At 51.4% G+C, this 24,202-nt stretch carries 23 protein-coding genes and 1 riboswitch; of the genes, 9 read left to right on the top strand and 14 right to left on the bottom strand.

Going from position 1 to position 24,202, the window contains the following annotated elements; translation table 11 throughout:
- Positions 1–170 precede the first annotated feature (170 nt).
- Positions 171–299: a hypothetical protein gene (locus C6I21_RS16740; RefSeq protein ID WP_280953425.1), complete on the top strand. Its 129-nt coding sequence runs from the start codon at positions 171–173 to the stop codon at positions 297–299.
- 84 nt (positions 300–383) lie between these two features.
- Here the strand turns inward: C6I21_RS16740 and C6I21_RS00430 are convergent, their stop codons facing one another.
- Positions 384–770, bottom strand: a complete 387-nt coding sequence (locus C6I21_RS00430; RefSeq protein ID WP_105957454.1) for a hypothetical protein — start codon at positions 768–770, stop codon at positions 384–386.
- A gap of 215 nt (positions 771–985) precedes the next feature.
- Positions 986–1,726 (bottom strand): Crp/Fnr family transcriptional regulator, encoded by a 741-nt coding sequence (locus C6I21_RS00425; RefSeq protein ID WP_181186005.1) that lies wholly within the window; start codon positions 1,724–1,726, stop codon positions 986–988.
- Positions 1,727–1,834: 108 nt separating this feature from the next.
- Here C6I21_RS00425 and C6I21_RS00420 point away from each other — a divergent pair, with 108 nt between their 5' ends.
- Together C6I21_RS00420 and C6I21_RS00415 are read left to right on the top strand one after the other, a co-directional pair.
- A complete protein-coding gene (locus C6I21_RS00420) occupies positions 1,835–2,329 on the top strand; it encodes a hypothetical protein (protein ID WP_142393190.1) in 495 nt (164 codons plus the stop codon).
- Between the two features lie 34 nt (positions 2,330–2,363).
- Positions 2,364–3,035: a TMEM164-related integral membrane acyltransferase gene (locus tag C6I21_RS00415; RefSeq protein WP_105957451.1), complete on the top strand. Its 672-nt coding sequence runs from the start codon at positions 2,364–2,366 to the stop codon at positions 3,033–3,035.
- Positions 3,036–3,086: 51 nt separating this feature from the next.
- Here the strand turns inward: C6I21_RS00415 and pelG are convergent, their stop codons facing one another.
- From pelG to C6I21_RS00390, 5 genes are read right to left on the bottom strand one after another with little or no spacing between them, the layout of a single operon-like run.
- The gene (gene pelG, locus C6I21_RS00410) at positions 3,087–4,559 is read right to left on the bottom strand and encodes an exopolysaccharide Pel transporter PelG (RefSeq protein ID WP_105957450.1); all 1,473 of its coding nucleotides are present in this window, start codon (positions 4,557–4,559) and stop codon (positions 3,087–3,089) included.
- A complete protein-coding gene (gene pelF / locus C6I21_RS00405) occupies positions 4,540–5,967 on the bottom strand; it encodes a GT4 family glycosyltransferase PelF (protein ID WP_105957449.1) in 1,428 nt (475 codons plus the stop codon). The genes pelG and pelF overlap by 20 nt, the downstream gene beginning before the upstream one ends.
- Positions 5,964–7,808, bottom strand: coding sequence for a DUF2194 domain-containing protein (locus tag C6I21_RS00400; RefSeq protein WP_105957448.1), 1,845 nt, complete (start codon positions 7,806–7,808; stop codon positions 5,964–5,966). Before C6I21_RS00400 ends, pelF begins: the two co-directional genes overlap by 4 nt.
- On the bottom strand, positions 7,760–8,737 hold the full coding sequence (locus C6I21_RS00395) for a tetratricopeptide repeat protein (RefSeq protein WP_105957447.1): 978 nt from the start codon (positions 8,735–8,737) through the stop codon (positions 7,760–7,762). The genes C6I21_RS00400 and C6I21_RS00395 overlap by 49 nt, the downstream gene beginning before the upstream one ends.
- On the bottom strand, positions 8,724–9,965 hold the full coding sequence (locus tag C6I21_RS00390; protein ID WP_105957446.1) for a hypothetical protein: 1,242 nt from the start codon (positions 9,963–9,965) through the stop codon (positions 8,724–8,726). The genes C6I21_RS00395 and C6I21_RS00390 overlap by 14 nt, the downstream gene beginning before the upstream one ends.
- 81 nt (positions 9,966–10,046) lie before the next feature.
- Here C6I21_RS00390 and C6I21_RS00385 point away from each other — a divergent pair, with 81 nt between their 5' ends.
- A complete protein-coding gene (locus C6I21_RS00385) occupies positions 10,047–10,859 on the top strand; it encodes an endo alpha-1,4 polygalactosaminidase (protein WP_105957445.1) in 813 nt (270 codons plus the stop codon).
- On the opposite strand, the gene galE is transcribed toward C6I21_RS00385, so the two are convergent.
- A complete protein-coding gene (gene galE, locus C6I21_RS00380; RefSeq protein ID WP_105957444.1) occupies positions 10,844–11,863 on the bottom strand; it encodes a UDP-glucose 4-epimerase GalE in 1,020 nt (339 codons plus the stop codon). The genes C6I21_RS00385 and galE overlap by 16 nt on opposite strands.
- A 698-nt stretch (positions 11,864–12,561) precedes the next feature.
- Complete coding sequence (locus C6I21_RS00375) at positions 12,562–14,313, bottom strand: endo alpha-1,4 polygalactosaminidase (RefSeq protein ID WP_105957443.1); 1,752 nt, start codon at positions 14,311–14,313, stop codon at positions 12,562–12,564.
- A 40-nt stretch (positions 14,314–14,353) separates the two neighbouring features.
- A riboswitch (cyclic di-GMP riboswitch) is annotated at positions 14,354–14,444 on the bottom strand.
- A gap of 336 nt (positions 14,445–14,780) precedes the next feature.
- Here C6I21_RS00375 and C6I21_RS00370 point away from each other — a divergent pair.
- A complete protein-coding gene (locus tag C6I21_RS00370; protein ID WP_181186004.1) occupies positions 14,781–15,623 on the top strand; it encodes a GNAT family N-acetyltransferase in 843 nt (280 codons plus the stop codon).
- A gap of 70 nt (positions 15,624–15,693) precedes the next feature.
- On the opposite strand, the gene C6I21_RS00365 is transcribed toward C6I21_RS00370, so the two are convergent.
- Both C6I21_RS00365 and C6I21_RS00360 read right to left on the bottom strand, forming a co-directional pair.
- Positions 15,694–16,335, bottom strand: coding sequence for a response regulator transcription factor (locus C6I21_RS00365; protein ID WP_105957441.1), 642 nt, complete (start codon positions 16,333–16,335; stop codon positions 15,694–15,696).
- Positions 16,336–16,425: 90 nt separating this feature from the next.
- The gene (locus C6I21_RS00360) at positions 16,426–17,454 is read right to left on the bottom strand and encodes a copper amine oxidase N-terminal domain-containing protein (protein WP_181186003.1); all 1,029 of its coding nucleotides are present in this window, start codon (positions 17,452–17,454) and stop codon (positions 16,426–16,428) included.
- A 497-nt stretch (positions 17,455–17,951) separates the two neighbouring features.
- Here C6I21_RS00360 and C6I21_RS00355 point away from each other — a divergent pair, with 497 nt between their 5' ends.
- Both C6I21_RS00355 and C6I21_RS00350 read left to right on the top strand, forming a co-directional pair.
- Positions 17,952–18,911, top strand: a complete 960-nt coding sequence (locus C6I21_RS00355) for a calcium/sodium antiporter (protein ID WP_105957439.1) — start codon at positions 17,952–17,954, stop codon at positions 18,909–18,911.
- A gap of 102 nt (positions 18,912–19,013) precedes the next feature.
- Complete coding sequence (locus C6I21_RS00350; RefSeq protein ID WP_105957438.1) at positions 19,014–20,000, top strand: S-layer homology domain-containing protein; 987 nt, start codon at positions 19,014–19,016, stop codon at positions 19,998–20,000.
- Positions 20,001–20,158: 158 nt separating this feature from the next.
- On the opposite strand, the gene C6I21_RS00345 is transcribed toward C6I21_RS00350, so the two are convergent.
- From C6I21_RS00345 to C6I21_RS00335, 3 genes are all read right to left on the bottom strand, one after another.
- A complete protein-coding gene (locus tag C6I21_RS00345; RefSeq protein WP_105957437.1) occupies positions 20,159–20,821 on the bottom strand; it encodes a helix-turn-helix domain-containing protein in 663 nt (220 codons plus the stop codon).
- A 113-nt stretch (positions 20,822–20,934) separates the two neighbouring features.
- Positions 20,935–21,558 (bottom strand): response regulator transcription factor, encoded by a 624-nt coding sequence (locus C6I21_RS00340; protein ID WP_181186002.1) that lies wholly within the window; start codon positions 21,556–21,558, stop codon positions 20,935–20,937.
- A 310-nt stretch (positions 21,559–21,868) separates the two neighbouring features.
- Positions 21,869–22,369 carry a sigma-70 family RNA polymerase sigma factor gene (locus C6I21_RS00335; RefSeq protein ID WP_181186001.1) on the bottom strand — a complete coding sequence of 167 codons (501 nt, stop codon included), beginning with the start codon at positions 22,367–22,369 and terminating at the stop codon, positions 21,869–21,871.
- A 318-nt stretch (positions 22,370–22,687) separates the two neighbouring features.
- Here C6I21_RS00335 and C6I21_RS00330 point away from each other — a divergent pair, with 318 nt between their 5' ends.
- Together C6I21_RS00330 and C6I21_RS00325 are read left to right on the top strand one after the other, a co-directional pair.
- The gene (locus C6I21_RS00330) at positions 22,688–23,167 is read left to right on the top strand and encodes a competence protein ComK (protein ID WP_105957434.1); all 480 of its coding nucleotides are present in this window, start codon (positions 22,688–22,690) and stop codon (positions 23,165–23,167) included.
- Between the two features lie 286 nt (positions 23,168–23,453).
- The gene (locus tag C6I21_RS00325; RefSeq protein ID WP_105957433.1) at positions 23,454–24,185 is read left to right on the top strand and encodes a helix-turn-helix transcriptional regulator; all 732 of its coding nucleotides are present in this window, start codon (positions 23,454–23,456) and stop codon (positions 24,183–24,185) included.
- The last annotated feature ends 17 nt before the right edge of the window (positions 24,186–24,202 follow it).

Raw genomic sequence — 24,202 nt, 5'->3', positions numbered from 1 at the left:
GCTATGAGACGACCGGCTCAGGCGGTAACCTATCTAATGAACCTCTGACCGAGAAGAACCAATCAAAGAAGAACTTGTCTATTCGACACCGTTCTACATCATCTGCGCTTTTCCTGTGCTAGGATAATATCAATAATGGTCCTATAAATCAGGGAGGAGGAGAAAGGCATATGGATGATAAGGATGTTGCTTCACTGCTGCAGGCTGCGAAAGAGCACGCAGAGCAGTCCGATGATGTAAGTGTCCAGGACATGATCCAGCTGATGACAACGTGGATGGAAGAAAACAATCAAAAATGATGATTACATATCCCGCAGAAGCCGATCAGGCTTCTGCCTCTTTTTTTCGGAGAAAAAGCTGCAGCACTTAGTGCAGTGAAAAAACTACTCCAGTTCCTCCAGATAGGAGAGAAATTCCTCTTTGTCATGTGTCTCAAAGAGGAGCGTTTCGGTATCAAATACATAATAGGACGGCAGGTGAGAGACATTCAATCCCCCGTATTTAATGTCCTCCACATCATTTTCTTGAGAGGTGATTGAAGTCTCAACTAAAGGGTTTTGAAAAGCTTCTTTCATATCTCTTACTTCTTGCTCGGTTTTTACGACCGCATACGTGGAATAATGGCCCTCCGTTTCGGCGAGCAGGGGCTGATACGTAAATTCCTCGTCACTTTCTGCCATCATGTCATTGTATGTCGACAGGCCGCTGTGACTGCAGGCGGCTGAAAAGAAGAATAGAATCGTTACATACATCGACGTCATTTTCTTCATATATACCTCCTGAAGGTTTTTGCAGTGCTGGAATTAAACATGTGTCCATAAAGAAAACATATTATTGCTAACGGGATTACTCCTCAAATTGCTTCTATATCAATGCAGGAAAAAGTATCTTACTTACAAAAGTAAAGAAAAAAGTCCCGTGCAAAATGTGACGGCTGTCACAGAAACAAAAGTTGAGAATCGGTACAGTAAACATATATTTAGAATCATCGTTTATTTCCATTACTGTATGCATCCGTCAGGTGCCAGTCTCTCGGCAGTGTGGAGGCAGCTGCGGTCATCTGCTCCAACGCAGGCATATCGGTAATGAGAATTGTACGCCCCTGCAGCTGAATCATGGCTTCTTTCTGCATATCCTGAAGACAGCGGGCCATGGATTCCCTGGATGCACCGATCATATCCGCTGCATGCTGCTGGGTGATTTTCCAGTCGATCTGGACACCTTTTTTCACGGCCCGCCCTTTATTGGCGGCAAGGTCCAGCAGAAGGTTTGCTGCACGGACTTTGACATCAAGAAAGGCGAGATACTCCAGTTTCCTGTCGGCCTGTGTGAGGCGTTCGCTCAATATGTAGATGGTTTTGTACAAAAGATCGGGATAGAGGGAGGCGAGCCGCTGCATAACAGGCCGGTCGATGCTCCAGAGTACAGCCTCTTCGAGAACGGCAACTCCGGCGGTCCGGCGTTTTTCATAATGAAACATTTCCAGCTCGCCGATGGCCTGGCCGGGGAACTGGTGGCCGAGAACAATCTGCTGGCCGTGATGTTCCCGGAAAATCTTCAGCACGCCCTGCTGCACGATGTACATCCGGTCACCGGGGTCCCCTTCAAAGTAAAGGGCCTGTCCTTTTAAGTACGTTCGTTTCCGGGCGAGCCCTTCCAGCCTGTCCCGCTCTTTTTCGGGGAGGGAGCCCTGGAAAAATGGGGTATCAATGAGTTCTTCGTACATGCCTGCACCTCCTGCGCCATCTGAATGGTAAAAATAGTATAGCAGGTAAAGGGGATAAATGGAATAAATCACGATTATTATACCTACTGATTGAAAGGAGAATGTGACATGAATGACGTTGTCTGGATGCATGGACATACGACAAGGCACCCGGAAAAAGGGTATGTAGAGCTCGATCTGGAGTGGAGGGAAGCTGGAAAAGAGGAGGATCATTACCTCGGCCGGGCAACGGTTTTTTTATTTAATACACGGCGCCATACATGGGAAGAAGTACAGGAAGCGGCCAAAGATCTGTCACTTGATGTGGAGAATACGATCGGCACACTCGAGCACACTTACGCAGACAGCCATACACACGGGCTGGTCGCTGTCATGCAGCACTTTGAGATCTGTTTGGAACATCAGGGGAAAGGGTACGGCACCCGCTTTCTGGAGGAAATCCTCGATTCCCTCGACTATATGGAAATATGCTGTGTCGGCGTCATGCCGAAATACGTGACGCCGAAGCCGAATCACGATGAACGGATCCGGAAAATGTTTCAGAAAAAAGGATTTGCGGAGGTGGAAAGGGAAGAAAGAGAAGTAATGGCACGAACACTTTAAAACCGGCAGGTGCTGTCGGCACGGGAGGCTGGTCATGACCCCTTTTTCTTCCCTTCACCTGGCGACACTCGCCGTTTCGTTTCTGGGACTTGCTCTGTTTATGCTCGCTCTCCCGTCCCGTGGACATTCGTATGTCCGTTACACACTTGCAGCTGTGCTCCTTGGAAGTGAAGGAGTCTATCAGATGCTTGCAGTAATAGAAGGCAGGTGGAGCTTTTCGTCGCATCTGCCACTCGAGCTGTGCTCTCTTACCTCACTCGGAGCTGCGTTTCTTTTATTGTTTCCAGCAGCAGCGCCCGGTCGGCTGCTTCCTTTTTTCGTATTTTTTCCTGTGCTTCTGGCCTTTGTGACGCCGGTTCCGGATCAGGCATTCCCGCACCCGGATTACTTCCGTTTTTTCGTGCAGCATACGGCGATTTACGCCGCTCTTTATTATGTACTCCGTGTTTTCCGGTGGTATCCGGATAAAAAAGATGCACTGTATGCGTTTCTGCTGCTTCAGGCTGCGGCGCTTCTGGCAGCCGGAGCGAATTGGCTGTTTCAAAGCAACTATATGTTTTTACAGACACCGCCGCCGGAGGCATCGCTGTACTTGGTTGCTGCAGCGCACCCGTGGTACTTCTGGAACCTGGAGCTGCTGGCTGCAGCAGCGTTCGCTGTCACCTGGCTGCTTTTCCGCAGAAAACAGCCGTCTTCCGCTTCATAGAAAAACGCTTCCGGGACACTGTCCACGGAAGCGTTTTTTTGTCCTGGCCGTCTACCAGCGGACGACTTTATTCAGCCGCTCACCGATTCCGGTAAAAAAGTGGGTTCCCCGTGCCAGATAGCCGTATTCGGCCGGGCAGAAGGAGAAATAGTCCGCCGATTTGAGGAAGTAGATTAACCGCCCGGCAGCGAACATGAATGTCAGCGTGGCGCCTGCGGCAAAGCTGACACCGTACCACTGCATGCCCATCGGAAGCAGGAAGAGCGTCAGCGACAGGTTGGCGGTGAAAAACAGTGCTGCCGTCCAGACAGCGCCCTTCTGATCCTCGAAGTACAGAAGCAGCAGGGTGATGACGAGCACCATCACGTTGGAGAATGCCCCGATCGCGGTGAGGCGGAAAATCGATTCAATCGGTCCGCTGATGCCCATCCAGGCGATGATGAGCGGGGAGAAAAGAATAAACAGGAACGTGATAAGCCCCTGACTCCGCATCAGACGCTCCATTTCCTCCCGGAGCACCTTCGTCATGCGCTGCATAGCAGAAGCGATCTGCGACAACGTTCCCCCGTAATTAATGAAGCCGTAAAATACCCGGTACCGCTCATAAAACCGCGTTTCGACAGAAACAACGAACAGTATCAGCGCTGGAATAATCGTCAGGTACGCCCAGAAAACGGACGTATCATAGACGGAGTTATACATAAACGACGACCCGATTATTTCCCGGCCTTCGCCGAACCAGATGACCCAGTTGCACACCCAGATGCCGGTATTATATAGAATACCGATCCAGAAGAGCGCCGGGTACCGGTCAAAGTAGCTGAAGTAGCTGAACTGGCCGGTTGTTTTTTTCGATGGGAACGTTGCAAACAGGGCGAAAAGCAGTCCGAACAGCGTGACTAGAATTCCGAACGTAAACCCGGACAGAAGCCAGAAGCTGTGTGTGAAGCCGACGGTAAGAAGCGTGTCGGCAAACCGTCCGACGAGAAACACGCTGCCGACCGCGAGAAGCCCGCCGCCGAGAAAGCTGTACGCCACCGCCTGGTAAAACTTCGCGGCACTGAGAAACAGGAAGAGCACCCAGATAATATTAATCGCCGCAAACAGAAGGAAGAGGACGACGCTGTACAAAAAGTTGAGCGGTGTGGCAATCGTGAAGACAAGCCAGAGCGCAAAGGCAGCGGCGAGTGTCACTTTCGTCATGCCTAGAAACGCTGGGAAAATATCATCGAATTCTTTCCCGTAAAACTTATCCGCAAGGTACCTCGTTACGACGAGCTGCTGCAGCCCGAGGACCACCTGGGAAAAAATAAACGCATACGAGACAGACAGGTTGAACAGCGTCCGCTCTTCAAATGGGGCATTCAGCACATTCATCGACAGCCACCGGATAATGGCAACGGTTAAAATGACGATCAGCCACGGGCCGGCGGTGACGAGGCCGGCATACAAGTAGGCTTTCAGTCTGGAGGAGAAATAGTCTTCCTGAAACAGTTTCTGCAGTCTAAACCCGACTCCGGCCAATGGAAACCCCTCCTTTTTGTTTGTACATATGTTCGTACGCGCCGGTTACCTGCGGCAGCTGATAATAGGCTTCGATCCGGCGCTGGCCGTTGCCGGCAAAACGGAGGCGTTCGACCGGATTATCCATCAGCCACTCGATCCGGTCTGCCATTGCTTCCGGGTCCACCGGCGGAACGACGAATCCTGCGGGGCCGAAGTGGTCCTCTCCGATGCCGTTAATGAGCTCGCTGCAGCTTCCGACGTTGGTCGTCACAAACGGGAGGCCGGCAGCCATCCCCTCCAGTACGGCGAGCGGCTGTCCTTCGGAGATACTCGATAGGACGCCGACATCGATTTCCGGAAGGTATTCTTTAATATTCACATTCCCGGTGAAAACGACGTTTTCCTCCAGGTTGTTCTGCTGAACGAGGGCGATGCAGTCTTCGGCATAGGCCGGATCCTCTTCGAGCGGCCCCATAATCATCCAGCGGAAGGAACGTCCGCGTTCGCGCAGGACGAGTGCTGCGTGGATCATCGTTTTGATGTCTTTGATTGGTACCATCCGGATGACGGCGCCGATCGTAAACGGCTCTTCCCCTGGTGCTTTGCGGGGCAGGGAGCTGAGCGTTTCGTAGTCGACGCCGTTTGGAATCACGAGTGCTGCGTGTTCCGGAGCGCCGGCCATAATCTGGTGCTGGCGGCTCTGCTCAAAGAGCGTAATAATAGAATCGGCCGCCTGGTAGGTCTGTCTGGAGAGGTGATAGTAAAAGTCGACCCACCGCTTTTTGTATGCCGGTGCAATCCAGTTTGCCTGCAGAATTTCCTCTTCTCGTTCACGCGGATAAATGCCGTGCTCGGTCAGAATGAAGGGGAGACCCCGGGATTCCGCCATGTAGGATGCGGCGAGTCCGGCGTATCCGGTGGAGACCGCGTGCACCAGATCCACGTCGGGAAAGTCCTGCTGCAGGAGCTGAATCACAGGCTCTGTCATGCTCCGGAACATCCAGAGGAAGCTGTTGAAGGAACCCGAGCCTCCGTCATCCTGATAGCAGGTGCGGACGATATCATAAAACGCTCTGCTCTGGAAAAAGCGGCGCGGGTCCTGCAGTCGTTCTCCGATAAGTGTCAATGCTTCCGGATTTGTTTCTTTGAATGTGATCCAGCGTTTTAAAGCGGCCTGTTCATCTTCCCGGAGCGGCTTGACCCGGCGCCGGCGCTGTCTTTCCGGCAGAAGACCGAACGTGCGGATTTCCGTCAGGTTGGCCGGGAGCTCATATACGTAATCTGCCTCCGTCTGTGATGTGTCCGGCATAATGGAGATCAGCACAAATTCCTGATCGGGCATGCTGTTGATCAGCGTATGAATCCAGCTGGAGACACCGCCGCGGACGTAGGGGTAGCTGCCTTCAGCAATAATACCAATTCTCACTGGGATCCCTCCTCTTCGTAAGGAATAGTCACGTCGGGAGCACTTACCGTAATGTGATACAGGCCGGCTGTGCCGGGCACTTCATTAACAAAGGCGTTTGTCAGGCTGCCTTCTGAAGCTCCCGGTCCTTCATTGATGCGCAGGTAGCCGGTGGAAGGCATGACCGCCTCGGTGCCGGAGAGCTGTACGCCGTTTTCTCCGGGAGAGGCGTAAATGGCGGACTGTTCATACAGTTTCCACTTATTCAGCGCGTCCTGCTGGGTGTAGCCTTTAAGGTGCGGGTACGTGTTATTTACCATTTCGAGCCTGGCTTCGAGGGAGTCGTGCATCTCCTGCCAGGAGCGGTCTTTGGCACGGTCCGGGTCGAGCACGTCATCCGGGTGGATAAAGTGTGCCATCATGCCGGTGTGTGCGATGCCGTCCACAAGCCGGAATACTTCTTCCGTATTTCCGAAGTAGCCGCTCGTCAGCCGCGGGAAATGATACAGCTGTTCAAACCGGTCATCGGTTCCAAATTCCTGAATCAGGCTGCCTTTTTCCTCCCCGTCGTAAATAGAGGAGATAACGTTGACATCCGGCAGTCCCTCCGCAATCGCTTCAATACCGGTCTCGTTTAAAATGTTGGACGGCGGAACGTAGCTTCTCATCTGGTGTTCCGGAAAAAAGTAGTCAAACAGCTCATCTGCTTCTTCGAGAGAATCCACCATGGCATCCATGCTGCGCCACGGCACATAGCCGAGCTCTGGATCGATCGGTTCATCTTCCGTTACAAGCGACTGGTGGTTGTAGCCGTGAAGGCCGATTTCGCCGCCTTCATCCATGAGAGAGCGTCCGAAGAGAAGCATAAAGTAATCGTCATCTTCGATAATATCCTCCGCCTGCATGCGGAACTGGTCTTCATACGTCGCAATGTAGTATCCGGTCATCGGCAGTTCGTACGTGTCTTTCAGCTTTTTCATATCCTCCCACCAGACCGATGTGTAAAATTCCTTCACCGACATGCGGTAGGAATCATCCACGCCTTCCGGGAGCGAACCGAGCGGAATCGGTGCCGGGAAATCGTCGATATGAAAAATCTGCATACCTGACTGATTGATCCACATGGCCGGCGGAAGAAGGGACAGGCTGTTTAAGAGAAGGCCGCGGGACGTTTTTTCACTGGTGACGGTCGTGTTCCAGTACACGACTTTTCCCAGGCCGTATTCGTATTCCCATAGAAGCGGGTGGCCTTCGACAGAAGCGATCAGCTCAGCTCCGGGCTCGATTTCAAGATCGAGTATACTGTGTGTCAGCATCGTCGACTCCGGCGGCAGGTCCGGATAGCCTGGAAAGATGTCCTGTTCAAACGTGATTCCTTTCTGGTCATCGATGTAGTCATTGAAATCGTGCACACCCATGACATCCATCCACTCGACGCTCGGGAAACGGTTTGCTGCAAGCACTCTTCCGCCTTCCAGTACAAAGGAATCGACGGCATCGTGATCCCAGGTTTCTATAAGCTCACCTGACAGCACGAGAATGTGCCAGGGAGAAGGGGGGATCCCTGCCACCTCCTCCGGCTGAATCAGCTCGTAGTCGAGCTGCGCGTAATCGAGCGTATATTTTACATTCTCGAGTGTGTCCTGTCCGAGCGTGTCGCCTGCTTCAGGCTCCTGCAGGTAAATGGTGAGGTCGTTTTCTGCAGCTTCCGCGCTCGACATGACCTGAAACTCTTCGGCTTCCGTTTCGTTTGTCGGGAAGACGACGTGGAGGGAGTTCATCCGCCCCCACTGAAGAACGGAAATGCCGAGGATCAGGATGACTGCAGCAATGATGAATGGAAATTTAAGGTTGGCTGCCATTCGGAACTCTCCCCTTCCAGCATGTCGAACAAAAATTTCTGATCTTCTGTCAGCGTGCTGCGGTCCAGATAGACGGACGCTTTCTGCATGACCGGTACGGCTTCTTCCGGCACGTGCTGTTTCCAGTACAGACGGAGGAGACGCTCATATCCTTCCGCCTCCTGTGGGAAACGGCTGATGGCATCTTCATACAGGCGCGCGGCTTTTTCCGGCTGTCCGTCCAGTTCCAGCACCTGCCCCCAGCCCGTCAGTATCCAGGATGCATCGGGATGGCGGGTGTGGGCTTCTTCTAAAAAGGAAAGCCATTCCTTTCGCTTATGACGGGCCTGCAGTGGTGATAAAAGGTCACTCTCAATCAGTTTCTGGTAACTTTGATGCAGCTGCAGCACCTGTGACTCCATATCCGGGTCGTGGGCGGCTTTCTGCTGCTCGACCGCTTTTTCAAACCGTCCGCTTAAGCTGTTCATGGTAGCCGCGGCGTAATGGATTGTTTCGGAATCAGCGCCGTCCATGCCCATCCGCAGGTAGCGGCCCTGGCCGCGGATATCCTGCGTGATATGGCTCATGATTGCGTGGCGCCGGTTTTCCGCCTGCTGGTCGGTGACCATATCGACAAGCGGGACAAGCTCCTCACTCCATTCCGCTTCTGTGCGGAGCGCTTCGAGATTTGTTACTTCGTAGGAGATATATTTTTCATATTCCTCCAGCAGGGATTCTGCCGGAAAGCGGGAGGCGGCTGCAATGACAAGCAGTCCCGCGATCGTACCGATGACAGGAAAGACGATAGCCATCAGCACCGCTGCTGAAATGTGGCCTCGGTCCTCCTCTTCTTTTTTCTTCATCCAGATTCTACCGAGCAGGTAGACGATCACACCGTGGATCAACCAGAAGACAATCAGCCAGATTGGCATTACATCAGCTGGACTCATGGAGAACCCCCTTCCTGCCGAGCGTATCCCAGATGCGCTGCTCGACGAGAACGGCATTTTCAGAAGAGGTTCCCGGAAGAAGAATACTCAGTCTGCCGCTCGTGCTGTCATAGCCGATCCGGTCCACTTCACGAACGAGCGGAGCGAGCACCAGATCCAGTTCCACAACGGAAAAGTCGGCTCCCGTCGGCACATTCAGTGTAACGACACTGTAAGGGTGCAGGCCGTCCGCGTTTTTCTCTTCTTCCTGCTGCACGATCTCTTCGAAGTACAGCATTTGATACATGGACGTGCCTGTGTGGCGCTTCGGCTGTTCTTCGCGCTCCATGTACTTTCCTGCTTTGGAAAGCCGAGTTCCCATCCAGGCAAGCACAAGACCGAGAATGTGCAGATCATGCGGACGGATGGTTTCAATATCCGGGTCGTCGACTGCAAGAATCTCCACCACATTTCCATCGACAACGACCGGTGCTGTAAGGCCCGGCGAATTCGGCGGGTCATAGACAGTACGGATCGTAATTTCTCCGGACTGTGCGGCCCGGCTGAATGGATCATTCCCTTCACCCAGCAGGATCGACTGCGGAAACGATCCTTTTTCGCCGCGCTGTTTCGACAGGCGGAGGGCACGCCCGGAGGAGTCCATGTGATAGAGAGCCAGCCGTTCTGCTTTCAGCATGCCGGCAAAGAGAGACATCGCTTCTGAACGGATCAGTTCCGGACGGTCATGATCAAGTGCGAGGCCGATCTGATAAATACGCTGCAGCGAGTAGTCTGATTCGAGAACTTTCTGCTTCAATGTTTTCTGTGTGCGGTTCAGCTGCTCCAGCGTCCGCCGCATCTCTTCATTATCCTCCTGGAGTTCATCTTTGACGAACTGCTGGGAATCGTAGCGTTCCCGGAAAGAAGAGCTGAACAGGCCGACGAGAATCGTAGAAATCAGTTCCAGGAGAATTGGCATCGACTGGTTCGGGTCGTAAAAAAGAAGGAAGATGTCGCCGCCGCCCGTCATGTAGCTGAGCATCCGGTAGGCGAGAACGATGAAGAAACCGGCAGCGCCGTAGTATACGCCGTAACGGACAGCGAAAAGGACGAGCAGGAGAAGAAACGGCTGCAGCGGATGGTAAAGAAGCTCCGGAGCAAAAACGAACCGGTCCAGTAAAATGAGACCTCCAAACATAATGACGAGCTCAACTAGTTTACGAATGTGGCTGGGCTGTTTATAATACATACCAATCGGACTCCTTTCGTTTTAAGTGACCGTAGGTGCAGAGGATCAGAAGCGGTAGACACAAAAGAAAGGCAGGGACTTATGAAAACAATGATTTCTATTTTGGCACTTCTTGCAGTGGCAGCCGCTGTGATCGTGATGGAGAATCCCGCGTACGGCGGCGATTTCCGTATTTACTACAACAACCCGTCCGAGGAAACGCTCGAACAGATGGCCGGAGCCGACGAAGTGATTCTCGAGCCGGTTCACTATTCGAGAGAGGATATCGAATTCCTCCAGTCGTCCGGCGTACGCGTGCTCGGCTACATCAATATCATGGAAATTGACCGCTGGAACGAAGAGCGCTTTAACAGTCTGGAAGAAGGCGACTTTTTTCTCCGGAACGGCGAACGCGTCTACTATCCGCAGTGGGACTCCTACCTTACCGATCTGACCTCTGAAAATTACCGGAACATCGTCAAAGCCGATATTGAAGAACAGATTCTAAACAAAGGGCTCGACGGCATCTTATTCGATACGGTCGGTAACATCGACAATGAATTTGCCCGCGGTTCCGATACGTACGAGGAGCAGCTCCGCGGCCTGATCGATATTTACGAGTTTGCCAATGAAGCCGGCCCCGATCTGCATCTCGTGCAGAACTGGGGACTCGACTTGTATATTCACGAAACGGCTCCTTACGTAGACGGCCTCATGTGGGAGGAATTCCACTATTCCAAACTGACGACAGATAACTGGTCGGAAGAACGTCTGGATCTTGTAGCTGCAGCCGCGGCCGAGGAAAATGACGATATTTATTCCGTCATTTTTGATGAACCAAAGCGGAGCGCAGCGCTGGCTGAAGAGCGGGACTTCCGTTATCTCTATACGGACCAGTCCTATCTGGAGTGGTAAAGCTCGGCTTCCCGGCTTTCCCACCTCCAGGCATCGCGGCAGATATCTTCTAGCGTATGCACCGCCTTCCATCCGAGCACGGATTCCGCTTTGGAAGGATCCGCGTAGCAGACGGCGACATCTCCGGGTCTGCGTGGAGCGAACGTATGCGGAATGGTCTGGCCGGTAATCTGTTCAAACGTCCGGATCAGCTCCAGTACGCTCCAGCCATTGCCTGTGCCCAGGTTGAACGTGTCGTACATCGGTGGACTGCCATTGATATGATCCAGAGCCCGGACATGTCCGGAAGCCAGATCCTGAATGTGAATGTAATCCCGGATCCCTGTACCATCCGCTGTCGGATAATCATTTCCAAATATACGCAGTTTCGGCCGGATGCCGGCAGCTGTCTGCGTGATATACGGCATGATGTTGGCCGGTGTGCCTGTTGGTACCTCGCCGATCGCGCCCGATGGGTGAGCCCCGGCAGGATTGAAATAGCGCAGGACAGCAATTCTCATGGATGGGAGGGCGTGGAACCAGTCAAGTAATATCTGTTCCAGCATCAGCTTCGTGCGGCCATACGGATTCAGTGTCTCCAGTGGATGGGACTCTGGAATCGGTGTAATCTGAGGCGTTCCGTATACCGTCGCAGACGAGCTGAACACCATCCGGGTGACCTTGTATTTTTCCATGAGAGACAGCAGCTGAAGTGTACCGGAGAGGTTGTTGTGGTAATAATCAAGCGGTTTCTCCACGCTTTCTCCGACGGCTTTCCATCCGGCAAAATGAATGACAGCTCCAACATTGTAGGTGGTGAATACGTCTTCGTAGGAAGCGGGATCCCGGAGATCGGCCTGAATGAACGGAATCCTTTTTCCTGTCATCTCTTCCAGGCGCCGGTGCACCTCCAAGGTACTGTTGCTCAGGTTATCAATGAGAATCGGGTCGTATCCTGCTTCCATAAGTGCTGCACACGTGTGGCTCCCGATGAATCCAGTGCCTCCAGTTAATACTACGTGCATAGAATCCCCCTCTTTCTTTTTTTTCTGCTGTCCCGGCAGACGAAAAAACTGGTGATGCCTTCATAATATATCTAACGTATGATAAAAGGGTATAATCTGGTAATACCATTTATGCCACAAGGCCGATAGCGGGAGATTTTTGTGGAGATTTCGAAAAACTGGCTGAAATAAAAATGCAGTTGATTGTAGGTAAAAGGGGAGTTTTTCCTGCAGGAGAGCGGGTTTAGAGAGGCGTAGAGAAATAGAGCACCTATACAGGTGTGTGGGTATATATAACTAAGGTTGATTTTTACATATAAAGGAAGATTCGTTATAAGCCGATATGTAGGTACTAATACACTTAAATAAGCCATTTATTTCAATAAAAAAATTCCGAAGACTTATGTATTAATGTGGGAAAATGGACCGCTGTTTTCTGAAGTTCCATTGTACAGAAATGGTGGAGGTGTGTAGAGATCCAGAACGCTGATACCGCGCCAAACGGCTGAAAGCGCGAGCGGAGACGGCAATTGGTTTGAATCGCAGGATAGTGGGCTTCCAGGAGCCACGCTTCTTTACGGAGAAATGTTGTTTAGCCTCAAGTGCGGTCAGAAAACGATGTGCCATTAGAAAGACCGTGCTGATTTAAGATCAGTCAGGCTCTGAATGGTGTTACTGCACAAAAAAACAGCCGGCAGAAGCCGGCTGCGGTGTTACTGTTACCAGCGGACAAATCCGCCGGTGTCATGAGCGTGCTGGAACCCGAGGGAACGGGCGTAGTCGTGCGTAGCCTGCTCTTCTTCTGAAGAAAAGGTCAATACATCCAGGTTCTGCTTCTGCTGCAGCTCCTGCAGATCTTCTGCGAGGGAAGCTGCCCAGCCGCTGTTGACGCTGGAGTAGTTAAACGGTGTCCAGATCACGCCGTCGACAATAGAAGACGTGTGCGTTTTTAACGTTTCGAACGCGTCCGACTGCACAACAAACAAGTTCTGCTCTTTCATCGATTTGGCGATGGAAGCGAATGCTTTCTGCTGCGCCTGCTGATCTTGTTGATCGTATGTCCACTCGAGGTCAGCTGCGGTGGAGAAGAACACACCGTCGAGTCCTTTGTCGTGAACCTGCGTATCAATATGATTCTGCAGTACGGTCTGATAGGAGCTGCTTGTCAGATCCATCAGTGATGTTTCACTGTCCAGTTTCTTCACTACATCGTCTGCATCAATGGCATCAGCAAGGCCGGACTGCCAGCTGGATACCTGTGTTGCGGTAATCTGACCGAAAACGAGTGTGCCTTGAGCCTGGATCTGTTCGATCTGCTCTTTGGTGAAAAGAGTCGGCTCAATAAACAGCGCATCATAGTTTCCGGCTTCTTCCATCATCGTTTCATTCGGACCGTAAAAGTACATCCGGTAGGAAGCTTCGCCGTCAAACAGCTGCTGCTGACCTGTGCGGTCGACGGCAGTCTCTTCGGCCTGCTCCTCGGAGGAAGAAGGCTGTTCTTCTCCGGATGCCTCTGATCCGCTGTCCGTTTCTTCATTCGCGTCTTCGGAAGTGGAGCTGTCTTCTTCCGGAGCTGTCTCTTCAGAAGCGTCGTTTTCCTCCGCTTCCGGGCTGCCCTGCGGAAGGTATTTCGTATCGGCATACGTCCAGACGTTGTAATAATCCGGGTCATGCTCGTGGATGAAGCCGAGTTCTGCTGCGTACTCATAGGACGCTTCCTCTTCAAAGGAAACAGTCAGGACGGCGATGCCCTCATCCTGCTGCAGCTGCTGGAGGCGCTCGATCTGGGACTGGGCCCAGCTGTCCTGGGAAATCGTCGACACTTCAAAGTTTTCCCACGTGATGCCATCCACGTATGGAACGCTCGTTTCGGCAAGGGTGTCAAAGCCCCAGTTCTGCACGAGCTGCATGTCCTCTCCAACCTGGGCACGGACTTTCTGCAGGAACTGCTCCAGTCCGGCACGCTGCTCGCTTAGGTCGCTGCCGCTGTGTTCGTTGTCAATGTTGCCGACCGTATCCAGGAAGATCCCGTCGATCTGCTTGTTCTGCACGTGGCGTTCAATCTGCTCGAGCAGAATGGAATGAACCCGCTCTGATGTGATATCCGTCAGGTAGGAATCCCACTGCGGATAGTAGATCCGCCCGCCATCGCGGTAGAAAAAGTCATCATCCTGCATCTGGCTCATTACTTCCGTGTTCCAGTTATCGGCTTCCATCACGTTGATATAGCCGAGAACCCGCGTACCGCCGGACTGAATTTCAGCAATCTGCTCCGGGGTGTAGTGCTGCGGTTCGATAATCACAAGGTCAAAGTTTTTCATGTCCTCAATGATTTCGTCGTTCGGATTGTTAAAGAAAATCTGATAGTTGTTCATGTCACTGACCTTCCATTCTTCGGCGCCGGCGCTTCCCGGAAGAAGAAAGCTGAAGGCGGCGGCCAGTAAAATCACAAGACTCCACCAATTACGCATACAAAAAAACCCTCCTGCACATTAAGTAGGAATGGGTCACAAACGCAGACTGGCGATCGGTATGCTTATCTAAGCATCGACGACCCATATCTTTGCGTACCTGCTTTTCAGCAGGGCTGCCCATTTTATTTAGTTCAGTTCGCTGTCCGGACAGCGTACGTTAACAGCTTAGCAGTTAACACCTCTACAGGGGAATAGTCCTAAATGACGCAATGTGAAGAAAGGAACAGGCGCAGGAAGAAGGGTGGTTTTTTTGAGAAAAGTTGTTTTCTTGAAAAAGTTATAGTTCTTTATGCATATTCAAGCGTGAAATGTCACGTTGAGAAGAATTTTAGCGAGGCGGGAGCGGTTTTCAGTTTACTATAGCGGGAAAGTTTACAGCAAGAAAAAATGCATATGAATCGATTTTTTCACGAAACTGGCTTATTATGCATAGGAATAGAACTGTGAGCAGAGGAGGAACTATTTTGGCGGAAATCCGGAGACTGACGCAGGAAGATTACGACCTTTACTGCGGGATGGAGCTTGGTGCAGGAAGAGATTACATACGGGATGTATACCACCGCCTGGTAGAAAGCCCCGGGCGGATGTACGGCTGGTTCGAAGAAGGACATCTTGCAGCTACGGCAGGATGGAGTCTGACTGCAGATACGTTTGCCATGCTCGGCCGGCTGCGGACCGATGTCCGCTTCAGAGGGCGGGGGATTGCAGGGAAGCTGATGGAGGAAGTCCGTGCTCTGGCTGGACAGGAGACGGGGGCGCACTGGATCGGCGGTTTCACAGAGATTGAGAACAAGCCGGCGCGGCGGGTGCTGGAGCAGGCCGGGCTCATCGGAGGTCCGGAATTTCACATCTGGAAGCGGCAGACACTCCCCGAAGTGCCGGCTGAGGCCGTGCCGTGGAAAGAAGTGCATGATTCCGATGAGAAGAGGCGCTGGCTGGAGAAAATGTACGAGACCCGGCATATGCCTGTCGAGTGCTACTATCCGTTTCCGCCTGAGAAGCCGTTATTCCGGTCGGTAAATACGAACGAATGGCACATCGTCGTTCATCCGGACGGAAAACGAGCAGCAGCAGCGGTCCACGATCAGAAAGGGAATGACTACCTGCACGTCCTTTATCCGTGGACCGACGCGGACCGTCAGCCCGGCCTGTGGAAGGCGCTCACACCTGTAAAGGAAGCGCTGGATGCGCGGCTGGAGACAGAAACGATCGTCTGGATCGATGAATACGGCGATCAGCCGTGGGTCGCATCGAGTACACAGCGGTGGGAGCTCGATTCCTCGTGGATTCTTTACGAACGGATATAGGAGGCAGACAACGAACGGGAAGCAGCAGGTTTCTGCTGCTTCCCGTTCGTATATAAGCATGCCATTTCTGTTAAACAGTCGCTTTCACCCAGCCTTCGCGGTAGGCACGGACGACCATGGTCGTGCGGTCCGGGGAATCCGTCTTCCGGAGAAGCCGGGTGATGTAGCGTTTAACCGTTTTGACCGAATAGTAAAGTGAATGGGCAATATCATTGGTGGATGCGCCGTTTACGAGCATTTCCAGCACGAGCCGTTCAATATACGTGAGGTCCGGCGGTGCTTTGTCCGGGTGCAGCTGCACAGAAACGATGCGGCTGTTCTTTCGTTTAGATTCATACAGCGTTCGGGCCAGATAGAAAGACATCTCCGGTTCCAGAAGCGGGTAGCCGCTCTGAACGATGGCCAGGAAATGGCCCGGCCACCGTTGAAACGTCTGCCAGCTGATCAGCCCTTTTATTGGAGCGTGAAGGCAGGCCGTATGCTTCATGATGTCCTGGTGGTCGGGCAGCATGACGATTGCATGTTTTTGAAAGAGTGAAGCGGGAATGGTGTGTACCCGTTCCGACGCTTTCGGTGTCTGCCATAAAAGGACAGCCGGAGCATCCGGAAGCTGTTCCAGACCGGTAATCAATTCCGGCTGGAGCGGAGGAGCCACGGGAAAGACGGCAGCGGGGGTGTCTGTTTCAGTCATCATGTAAATCTTCGGCGGCATCCGGTGTTCCTCCTGTATCAGTCAGACTTCATTGGTGTTGTTTTCCAGTATAGTGGCAGTGAAGGAATCTGGCTACCATTCTTTTGCAATTTACCGATAATCAAAAGCCCCCGTCGCCGCATCGACCCATACCGGCTGCTGCAGTGCCTCGCTGTAAACAGCAAACTGGTAATGAGTTGTCGTTTCTCCGGTTACCTGCGACTCCCGTTCCTCCTGTCCGCGGTAGTAGACCTGGAGGTTATCCTGCGTTTTGCTGTAGCTGTCTTTCACCGTATAGAGTGCTTCTTCCATCGACAATGTTTTTGTGAGCTCTGCCTCATAATCCGGCTCAAACGAGTCCACTTTCCATTCGCCGTCTTCACGGATCAGCTCATAGTCATAGACAGCGGAGCGGTGAAGTTCGCTGGGAGCAGAATACGTCCGGATGAATACGCCGTTTTCTCCGGAAGATTCTTTCTCATAAAGAATGCCGTCGGCAATATTGAATGGAAAATACTGCTGATCGCAGGAATAGCAGAACGTTTCATCCTCATAGAAGGCGGCCGCCTCCTGATCGATGTAGGAAGAAGTGGCATACGGACTCAACTCTTGAGCGGCCTGGTCAAAGGGCTCTTCGAGAAATACCGCTTCTGCAGTGATTTCCTGAATCATGCGGCCCTTCTCTTCCAGGGAATCAGCGTCCGGTGAAGGAATGTCCTCTTCATACAGACGGGCGATGCCTGCTTCCGCATCCCACCGGACCTCTGCACCGAATGTTTCGCTGATAAAACGGAGCGGAACCATCGTGCGGTTTTTCTCTGTAAGCTGAGGCGGGGCGTCAAGGTATACCGTTTCCCCGTTGACAGATGCTTCAGGTTCGCTGATAGTCATACGCAGCCGCTCCCCATCTTTCAAGGCAGTGACTGTCTGACTGTCCTGATCCCAGCGTACCTCGGCGCCAAATGCTTCGTAAATGGCCCGCATTGGCACGAACGTCCGTCCCTGTTCAATAAATGGCTGCTGATCAAACGAAAGTACGTCGTCATTCATTGTGACAGCAGGTGTGGAAGCCGAGGTGATTGTTCCGGCGATAAAGAAAGCAGTAAGGCCTGCTGCCGTAGATTTCCAGAAATGGTTCAACGTCATCCCCTCCTTATGGAATATTATTTCCATGAAACACAGGTTTAAACGCAGAATTGGATGAAATGGAAGATAAGGTAGAAAAGTCCTGAGGGAGAGCGGAGTAAAAAATCCCGGCGCAGGGGGTGGTTGAGATCCTGGTGTGATTCCTTGCAGCGAATAAACTGGATGAAATGGAAAGATGATCGGCCATAGAAAACCTGCGGCCCCTTTTCATGAAATACAGCGCCGGATGTGCTTTTCTCAGAGTGAAAAGGAGTCTCTGTAAACAGAAAAGAACTAGTTTAAATATACTATATATCAGAAACGTAAATCAACATTAGTTTACATAATAAAATATAAAAGGGATTTTATGTTATATTAAAGCATCTAAATACATGATCAGAAGTAAAAATATGTATAATATATGTATTATATTCGAATCACGTTGAATGCAATAGCAGAAAGGCTTATTTTGGATTATGATATAAGAAGAAAAAGGATAAGAGGAGGCAGTTATGAGCTATCTGCTGTTGGCAGTTGGGTTTGTACTATTGATTAAGGGAGCGGACTATTTCGTCCGCGGGGCGTCTTCGATTGCAGCAGGGCTTCGTGTATCTCCGCTCCTGATCGGGCTGACGGTTGTAGCATTCGGGACAAGCGCACCGGAGGCGACAGTCAGTATTTCCGCTGCACTGGAAGGAAATGCCGGAGTGGCGGTCGGTAACGCAGTCGGCAGCAATATTTTTAATATTGCTCTGATTCTGGGGGTGACCGCCCTTGTTTCACCGCTTCTCGTGCAGAGTGAAACGGTGAAAAAGGAGATTCCTTTCACATTTCTTGCAGGAGCGGCTCTGCTTGTCATGGTCGGGGACCGGTTTCTGCAGCAGACAGAGGAAACTGTTATTACACGGGGGGATGGGCTGCTTCTCCTGCTCTTCTTTTCGGTGTTCTTATATTATGTTATTGAAACAGCCAGAAAAGGCCGTGCGGAGCAGGGGGTACCGGACGCCGGGCCGCCTCCGGAAGGACCACTCTGGAAGCAGAGCCTGTTAACGATAGGCGGCCTGGCAGCGGTTGTGATCGGTGGAGACATCGTCGTTCGAAATGCCGTTGTCATCGCGCTTGACCTCGGTATGAGTGAAACGCTTGTCGGTTTGACGATCGTCGCGGCTGGTACGTCGCTCCCGGAGCTGATAACATCGTTGACTGCCGCACTGAAAAAGGAAGCGGACATAGCTGTCGGAAACATTGTCGGGAGTAACATTTTCAATATTTTCTTCGTTTTAGGGGCAGCCGGCACGATTGCTCCGCTCGTGACAAGCCCGCAGATTGCAGTGGACATTATTTTTATGCTTGTTATTACCGCACTGCTTCTCGTATTTGCTTCGACAGGCTTACGGATCGGCAGGCGGGAAGGGGCTGTGCTTGCTCTCGCTTATCTTCTTTATATGATTTACATTATCATCCGAAATTGACGGCAGGGGCGGGTGAATGAGCTTTTCCTCCTGTGTCATTAAGCATATAGAAAAACACAGATCCTGTGTTATACTAACCGACAATTGACTGGAGGGATCACAATGAAACTGTTATTGACGATTCTGGCCGCAGGTATTGTCTTGTTTCCAGCAGGCGTACAAGCTTCCTCTTTTTCCGATGCAGACGGACACTGGGCATCCAGCGCAGTGGAGACGTGGAGCAGTGAAGGGGTCATTACAGGCTATCCGGACGGCACGTTTCAGCCGGAAAGGGAAGTGAGCCGGAGCGAGAGTGCTTATATTTTCGGCCGCTACCTGGGAACGGGTGGAGAAATAACAACAACTCATCGATTTGAAGATGTAGATACATCAAGAAATGATGCGCCGTTTGTTTATGGACTGGTGGAAGAAGGCATATTCGCAGCAGATACCCGGTTTCGTCCGGATGATGAACTGACACGCGCAGAGATGGCGAAAATTCTGGTCGAAGGCTTAGATATTCAGAGCAGCAGCAGTTCTTCTTTCACTGATGTGCCCGATTCCCACTGGGCGTCGGACTATATCAGTATTCTGGCTTCGGAAGGAATTGCTGCCGGAACAGAAGCAGGCCGCTTCTCTCCGGATGAGCCGGTGACGAGAGCCCAGACAGCTGTTTTCCTGGACCGGGCAGTAAACGGCACAGCGATCGGCGGTGAAACGCCTCTTTATAATGCAGAGGTAGAGGCGGTCATTGAAGGAACAAATGCGGAACGGGAGGCTGCCGGCCTCGAACCGCTTGGGCGTGACCGTGCTGTCGAAGCGACAGCGATGAAAAAGGCGGAAGACTTTCATGTTAATAACTATTTTGCCCATGAGTCCCCTGAATACGGCTCGCCATTTGATATGCTTCAGGCGGATGGAATCGAGTATCAGTCCGCAGGGGAAAACATCGCCAGAGGCTACCAGGATCCGCAGACCGCCGTGGATGCATGGATGAACAGTACCGGTCATCGTGAAAACATTTTGAAGAGCGATTACACGCATATCGGCGTCGGCTACTATGAGGAAAACGGCGAACGGTATTATGTGCAGATGTTTATTCAGAAATAAGGTCTTCATTCGAATGAAAAAACCGGACGATCATATAAAACGCGCTCAGCGTTTCGTGATCGTCCGGTTTTTTGGTTTTCGTCATATGGACAGACATTCACATCGTGGTGTTTCTCCTAATGCTGCATTCTCTATTGAAGCATGAATGTGAAAACTTCCTAGTCCGTTGATGCATAAGATGTTCCGTTCCACTCTTTCTCCTGCACAATCCAGCCGCGGAGCATGAGGATTCGGATGAAGTTGACCCGGTCTCCGGCATTCAGCCGGGAAACCATATCACTGATATAGCGTTTGACGGTCAGGGGGGAGTAATGAAGCTCCCGGGCGATATCTGACGTGGAAACGCCGTTCAGCAGGAGATTGATCATTTTCTGTTCTCTTTGGGTGAACACGGAAGCTGCTTTTTCAGCATGCAGGTACATTCTGGCGATCGGAAGGGCTGCTTTTCGTTCCGCGTCAATCACGCGGGCTGCATGACGTACAAACTGCGGTTCTACTGCCATGCCGTATTTTTGAACCTGGTAGAGAAGCTCTTCTGCATGATGCTGGAAATAGGTCAGGGTAGTCAGACCGCTGAGCGGCAGCTGCAGAAAGCTGAATGCCTGGGCGGCACAGTCATCCGGGGTGATGACCAGCACCGGTTTATCCGGTGCAAAAGCATCCAGATCCTGTTCAAGCTGTTTCTGGCTGTCTGCAAACAAAAGTACCACGGTGTCCGCACGGATGCAGGACACAGATGCATTATCCACAGGGAATGCAGGAAAGTTCATGAAAGGGACAGGGGCGCTTGTTGAGTGATATAAAGCAGCATTCGTTTCCACAAAAATCCCTCCTCTGACATAAGTATGCCAGGGAGGGGGAAGAGAAACTGTTAAGCAGTTCACACTGTCTCGAAAATCTTAGTAGAACAGCGATGAAACGGGAAGCGATTTTGTCATGATGAGCCGCGCTCGTCAATCAGCCAGTTGCTGCGGATGGCATGCAGTACGACAGCTGTGCGGTCCGGTGCATGGAGGTGCCGGATCAGGCGGCTGATATAACTTTTGACTGTCTTTGGTGAATAAAACATTTCTTCAGCTATCGCTTCCGTATTACAGCCGTTGGCGAGGTGCAGAAGAATCTGCTTTTCCGTTCTGGACAGTGCCGGATCCACCGCCTCTTCATCGAGGTAAAAGCGGGTGATCGGCTGTGTTCTGCGCCGCAGCTGGATAGTTGCTTTAACAAGCGGCTGATAGAATGCCGGGTCCAGCAGAAATTCACCGCTGTGCAACATGGAGAAAATCCGGTCGGTTTCCTGATGAAGCCAATCAAGGGTGATCAGTCCAGCAAGAGGTTTCTTCATTAAAAGCAGTGCCTCCTGCTCGTCTGTACGAGGCAGAAGAAGGACTGGAGGGCGGGATGTTGTCTGTTGAATCGTATGTAGCCAGTCCAGTGCTTCTTCGATCGTTTCTGCGTACACCAGACAGATATCAGGTTCATCCGCGGGAGTCTCGGTGTGGAGCTTCATTTCCGGCGGCAGCTCTGGCAGCCGTGCCGGTGTATCAGAATGTCGGGACAAGAGCAGAACGTTTTTCTGCGAGACAGCTTCTAGCATAGGGCCTCCTTTAAAAGTAGAAGTATTATATATGTCAAATTATCATGGTATTTTTCTGAATACTATGGAAAAACGAGAGGATTCATCAATAGAACCATACAAAAAATAATACAACGATGCATAAATGCCTATGTAACTAACAGGATGCAACAAGTGCCTCCGCCGCTTGCTTTTCCCCAGCTTAATAAACAGCAGCGGCCGGTGAATGGTACCGGCAGCTGTTGTTTTAGGAAGAAAGCCGGTTTCCCTCCCCTTCTATCTTTAAAGAATAGCTTTAGAAATCACTTTGAATCGAGGGCTTTCGTATTTTTGCGAGCGCTGATTTACGGAGCGAGGCGGCTGTACCCGGCTTGATGTTCATTTGCCGGGCGGCTTCAGAAGGGCCGGCTCCCTCCAGTACATAGAGAGAAAGCCACTCCTTTTCCCGGGTGGATATTGGTAAGGAGTCAATGACACTTCGTATAGCGATGCTGGAATGCAGGATGTCTTCTTCTGCCGTATGGATATCCATCGTGAACGGGTCCATACTCACACTTCTTTCCTGAAGCCGGGTGCTGCGGGTCAGCTGATGACGGAGGTATCCACGGATATAAGAAGAGGCGTAGGGTGCGAAATCTCCTTTTTTCGGATTAAATTCATTCCACGCATAATACAAAGCAATTCGGGCTGTCTGCAATGCCTCGTCTTTCTGGCGGTACAGGCGGTAACGGTGGATAAATTCATGAATCATCGGCTCAAACTGACTTAACGTTTCTTCAAATGACAGAGTATGCACAGTGTTTCTCTCCAGAGGAGCGGCCGCTCCGGTATTCCGCGGTAAAACGACTATATCTCTGCCGGGCCGCATTCTGCGAACCGGTAAACGAGGCGGTCCGCCTGGAGAAACGCTTCCGGTTCATCAGTGAAACAACGAATACGCACGGAGGAAAAACAGTGTTTGCTGCCAATTTAAAAAAATTCATTTTTCAAAAAATGAATTGCAGTTTATTTCGAGATTAGCTATGATAATAAAAGGCAGTACAGTCTATTCCTTACAATTCTACTGATCGCAGAACTACAACCTACTACTGAAACTGACAAAAGGAGACTGACGATGAAAAAACTGTATATTGTATCTGATGCAACCCAGCTGCTGCGCCCTGCCGCTCGTCCGGAAGGAGGAACCATGGTGGTGGAGAAAGGCCGTACTTTCCACGTGGAAGAATCCCCGTTTGCCATCATCCGGCGGAGCTGCCATTACGGCTTTGCGTCTTACGAAGGGCGTGTGAAAGCTGTTATGTATTTTTTAAAGTACCGCCAAAAGATTCCGGTGCTTCTATTTGAGCAGAAAGGAATTGCCGCGTTTCCGACCCATTCCCCAACGAGCAGAGAGTGCTGCTGGATTATCTCCCAGCATCTTCATCAGGTGGAGGACCGCGCCGGCGGGATCAGCAGGCTGTGGATGAGAGATGGCACGTCAGAGGATCTGCCGGTTTCCCCGGTGACAGTTCAGAATCAATATACCCGGACGCTGCATGTGCTGCAGTTTGCAAAGCAGATTATGACGTATACACCGAAAGATTTCACAGGATAACGAGGCAGGCCGGCTGCCTGTCCGGAGACCCGGACGAAACTGCCGCAGAAAGCTTAAACTGCTTTCTGCGGCAGTTTTTTGCTGCCCGGCAAAGGAAAAACGGCATGTAAGCTGTCTGACAGACAAACCCAGATAGGTAAGATAACGTGAAAAAAGTGACAAAAACGAAAGAAAACTTGAAAAACACGTCATTTTTCTGCCGAACGGCTGGCAATAGCGATTCATCTATGTTTACAATAGTGTTACAGAAACGTTTAATGATTGTACAGGCACGGGGAGGGACAGCATGGGACCAGCAGCAGAAGAGAAACGCCGGGTATTATTAGTGTGCCGGGAAGAATCGTATGCACACCATTTTGAAGGCGTAGCAGCACCGGAAAACGTCGAGTTTGATTTCGTAACGAATGATAATGAACCGTATGCATCGACATTTGATGCCCTGTTTATATTCAGCTGTGATCCGATTGGATTAATTGAAGAGGAAGAGCGGAGAGAACACCTGATTGACTGGTCGACGAAAAAGATCGTATTTATTACACCGGCGGAAAATCTGGAAGCATCGGCTGACATTTTGTATACGCCGGTCGCCGGCCTGGTATCACTCGAGAAATTTCTATTGTATGCAGGGCGTGCGATCGAAATTCTTGCAGACTACCCGTTTCTTCTGGAACCGGAGCTGAACTACCTTCTAGCTTCTGAAGTGAAACGGAAAAAGCAGCGTCTTGCCCCCGTGGAGCGGTTTCTGCTCCAGCGGGAGCGGGTGGATGTGCCGCTCCGGGATGCTGAATTGAACATTCTTCAGCTTCTCCTGGATGGACGCAGCACGAAAGAAATTGCCGATGACCTTTATTATTCGGTAAAAACAGTGAAGCGGTATATCAGCAATTTAATCCGGGTCATCGGGACCACGGATCGTACAGGCGTCGTCGTCCATGCCATCAGAAATGGCTGGGTGGAACCGTACCGCAGCGAACACGCGGCTGGTATACCAGTATCAGCTATTAAAGAAAATATGTAAATAATCGCCCTGCAGCG

This window comes from Alkalicoccus urumqiensis (assembly GCF_002993335.1).
Classification (GTDB): domain Bacteria; phylum Bacillota; class Bacilli; order Bacillales; family Salisediminibacteriaceae; genus Alkalicoccus; species Alkalicoccus urumqiensis.
The sequence above is the reverse complement of the archived record's forward strand: the minus strand, read 5'-3'. Positions and strand labels throughout refer to the sequence as shown.

Excerpts from the sequence above, each read along its gene's own strand:
- C6I21_RS00420 (WP_142393190.1), top strand. The coding sequence starts at position 1,835 with ATGAATGACGTTGTCTGGATGCATGGACATACGACAAGGCACCCGGAA.
- C6I21_RS00430 (WP_105957454.1), bottom strand. The coding sequence starts at position 770 with ATGAAGAAAATGACGTCGATGTATGTAACGATTCTATTCTTCTTTTCA.
- C6I21_RS00330 (WP_105957434.1), top strand. The coding sequence starts at position 22,688 with ATGAAAAAACTGTATATTGTATCTGATGCAACCCAGCTGCTGCGCCCT.
- C6I21_RS00385 (WP_105957445.1), top strand. The coding sequence starts at position 10,047 with ATGAAAACAATGATTTCTATTTTGGCACTTCTTGCAGTGGCAGCCGCT.
- C6I21_RS00325 (WP_105957433.1), top strand. The coding sequence starts at position 23,454 with ATGGGACCAGCAGCAGAAGAGAAACGCCGGGTATTATTAGTGTGCCGG.
- C6I21_RS00415 (WP_105957451.1), top strand. The coding sequence starts at position 2,364 with ATGACCCCTTTTTCTTCCCTTCACCTGGCGACACTCGCCGTTTCGTTT.
- C6I21_RS00375 (WP_105957443.1), bottom strand. The coding sequence starts at position 14,313 with ATGCGTAATTGGTGGAGTCTTGTGATTTTACTGGCCGCCGCCTTCAGC.
- C6I21_RS00400 (WP_105957448.1), bottom strand. The coding sequence starts at position 7,808 with ATGGCAGCCAACCTTAAATTTCCATTCATCATTGCTGCAGTCATCCTG.
- C6I21_RS00395 (WP_105957447.1), bottom strand. The coding sequence starts at position 8,737 with ATGAGTCCAGCTGATGTAATGCCAATCTGGCTGATTGTCTTCTGGTTG.
- C6I21_RS16740 (WP_280953425.1), top strand. The coding sequence starts at position 171 with ATGGATGATAAGGATGTTGCTTCACTGCTGCAGGCTGCGAAAGAGCAC.
- C6I21_RS00365 (WP_105957441.1), bottom strand. The coding sequence starts at position 16,335 with ATGCCGCCGAAGATTTACATGATGACTGAAACAGACACCCCCGCTGCC.
- C6I21_RS00350 (WP_105957438.1), top strand. The coding sequence starts at position 19,014 with ATGAAACTGTTATTGACGATTCTGGCCGCAGGTATTGTCTTGTTTCCA.
- C6I21_RS00425 (WP_181186005.1), bottom strand. The coding sequence starts at position 1,726 with ATGTACGAAGAACTCATTGATACCCCATTTTTCCAGGGCTCCCTCCCC.
- C6I21_RS00390 (WP_105957446.1), bottom strand. The coding sequence starts at position 9,965 with ATGTATTATAAACAGCCCAGCCACATTCGTAAACTAGTTGAGCTCGTC.
- galE (WP_105957444.1), bottom strand. The coding sequence starts at position 11,863 with ATGCACGTAGTATTAACTGGAGGCACTGGATTCATCGGGAGCCACACG.
- C6I21_RS00355 (WP_105957439.1), top strand. The coding sequence starts at position 17,952 with ATGAGCTATCTGCTGTTGGCAGTTGGGTTTGTACTATTGATTAAGGGA.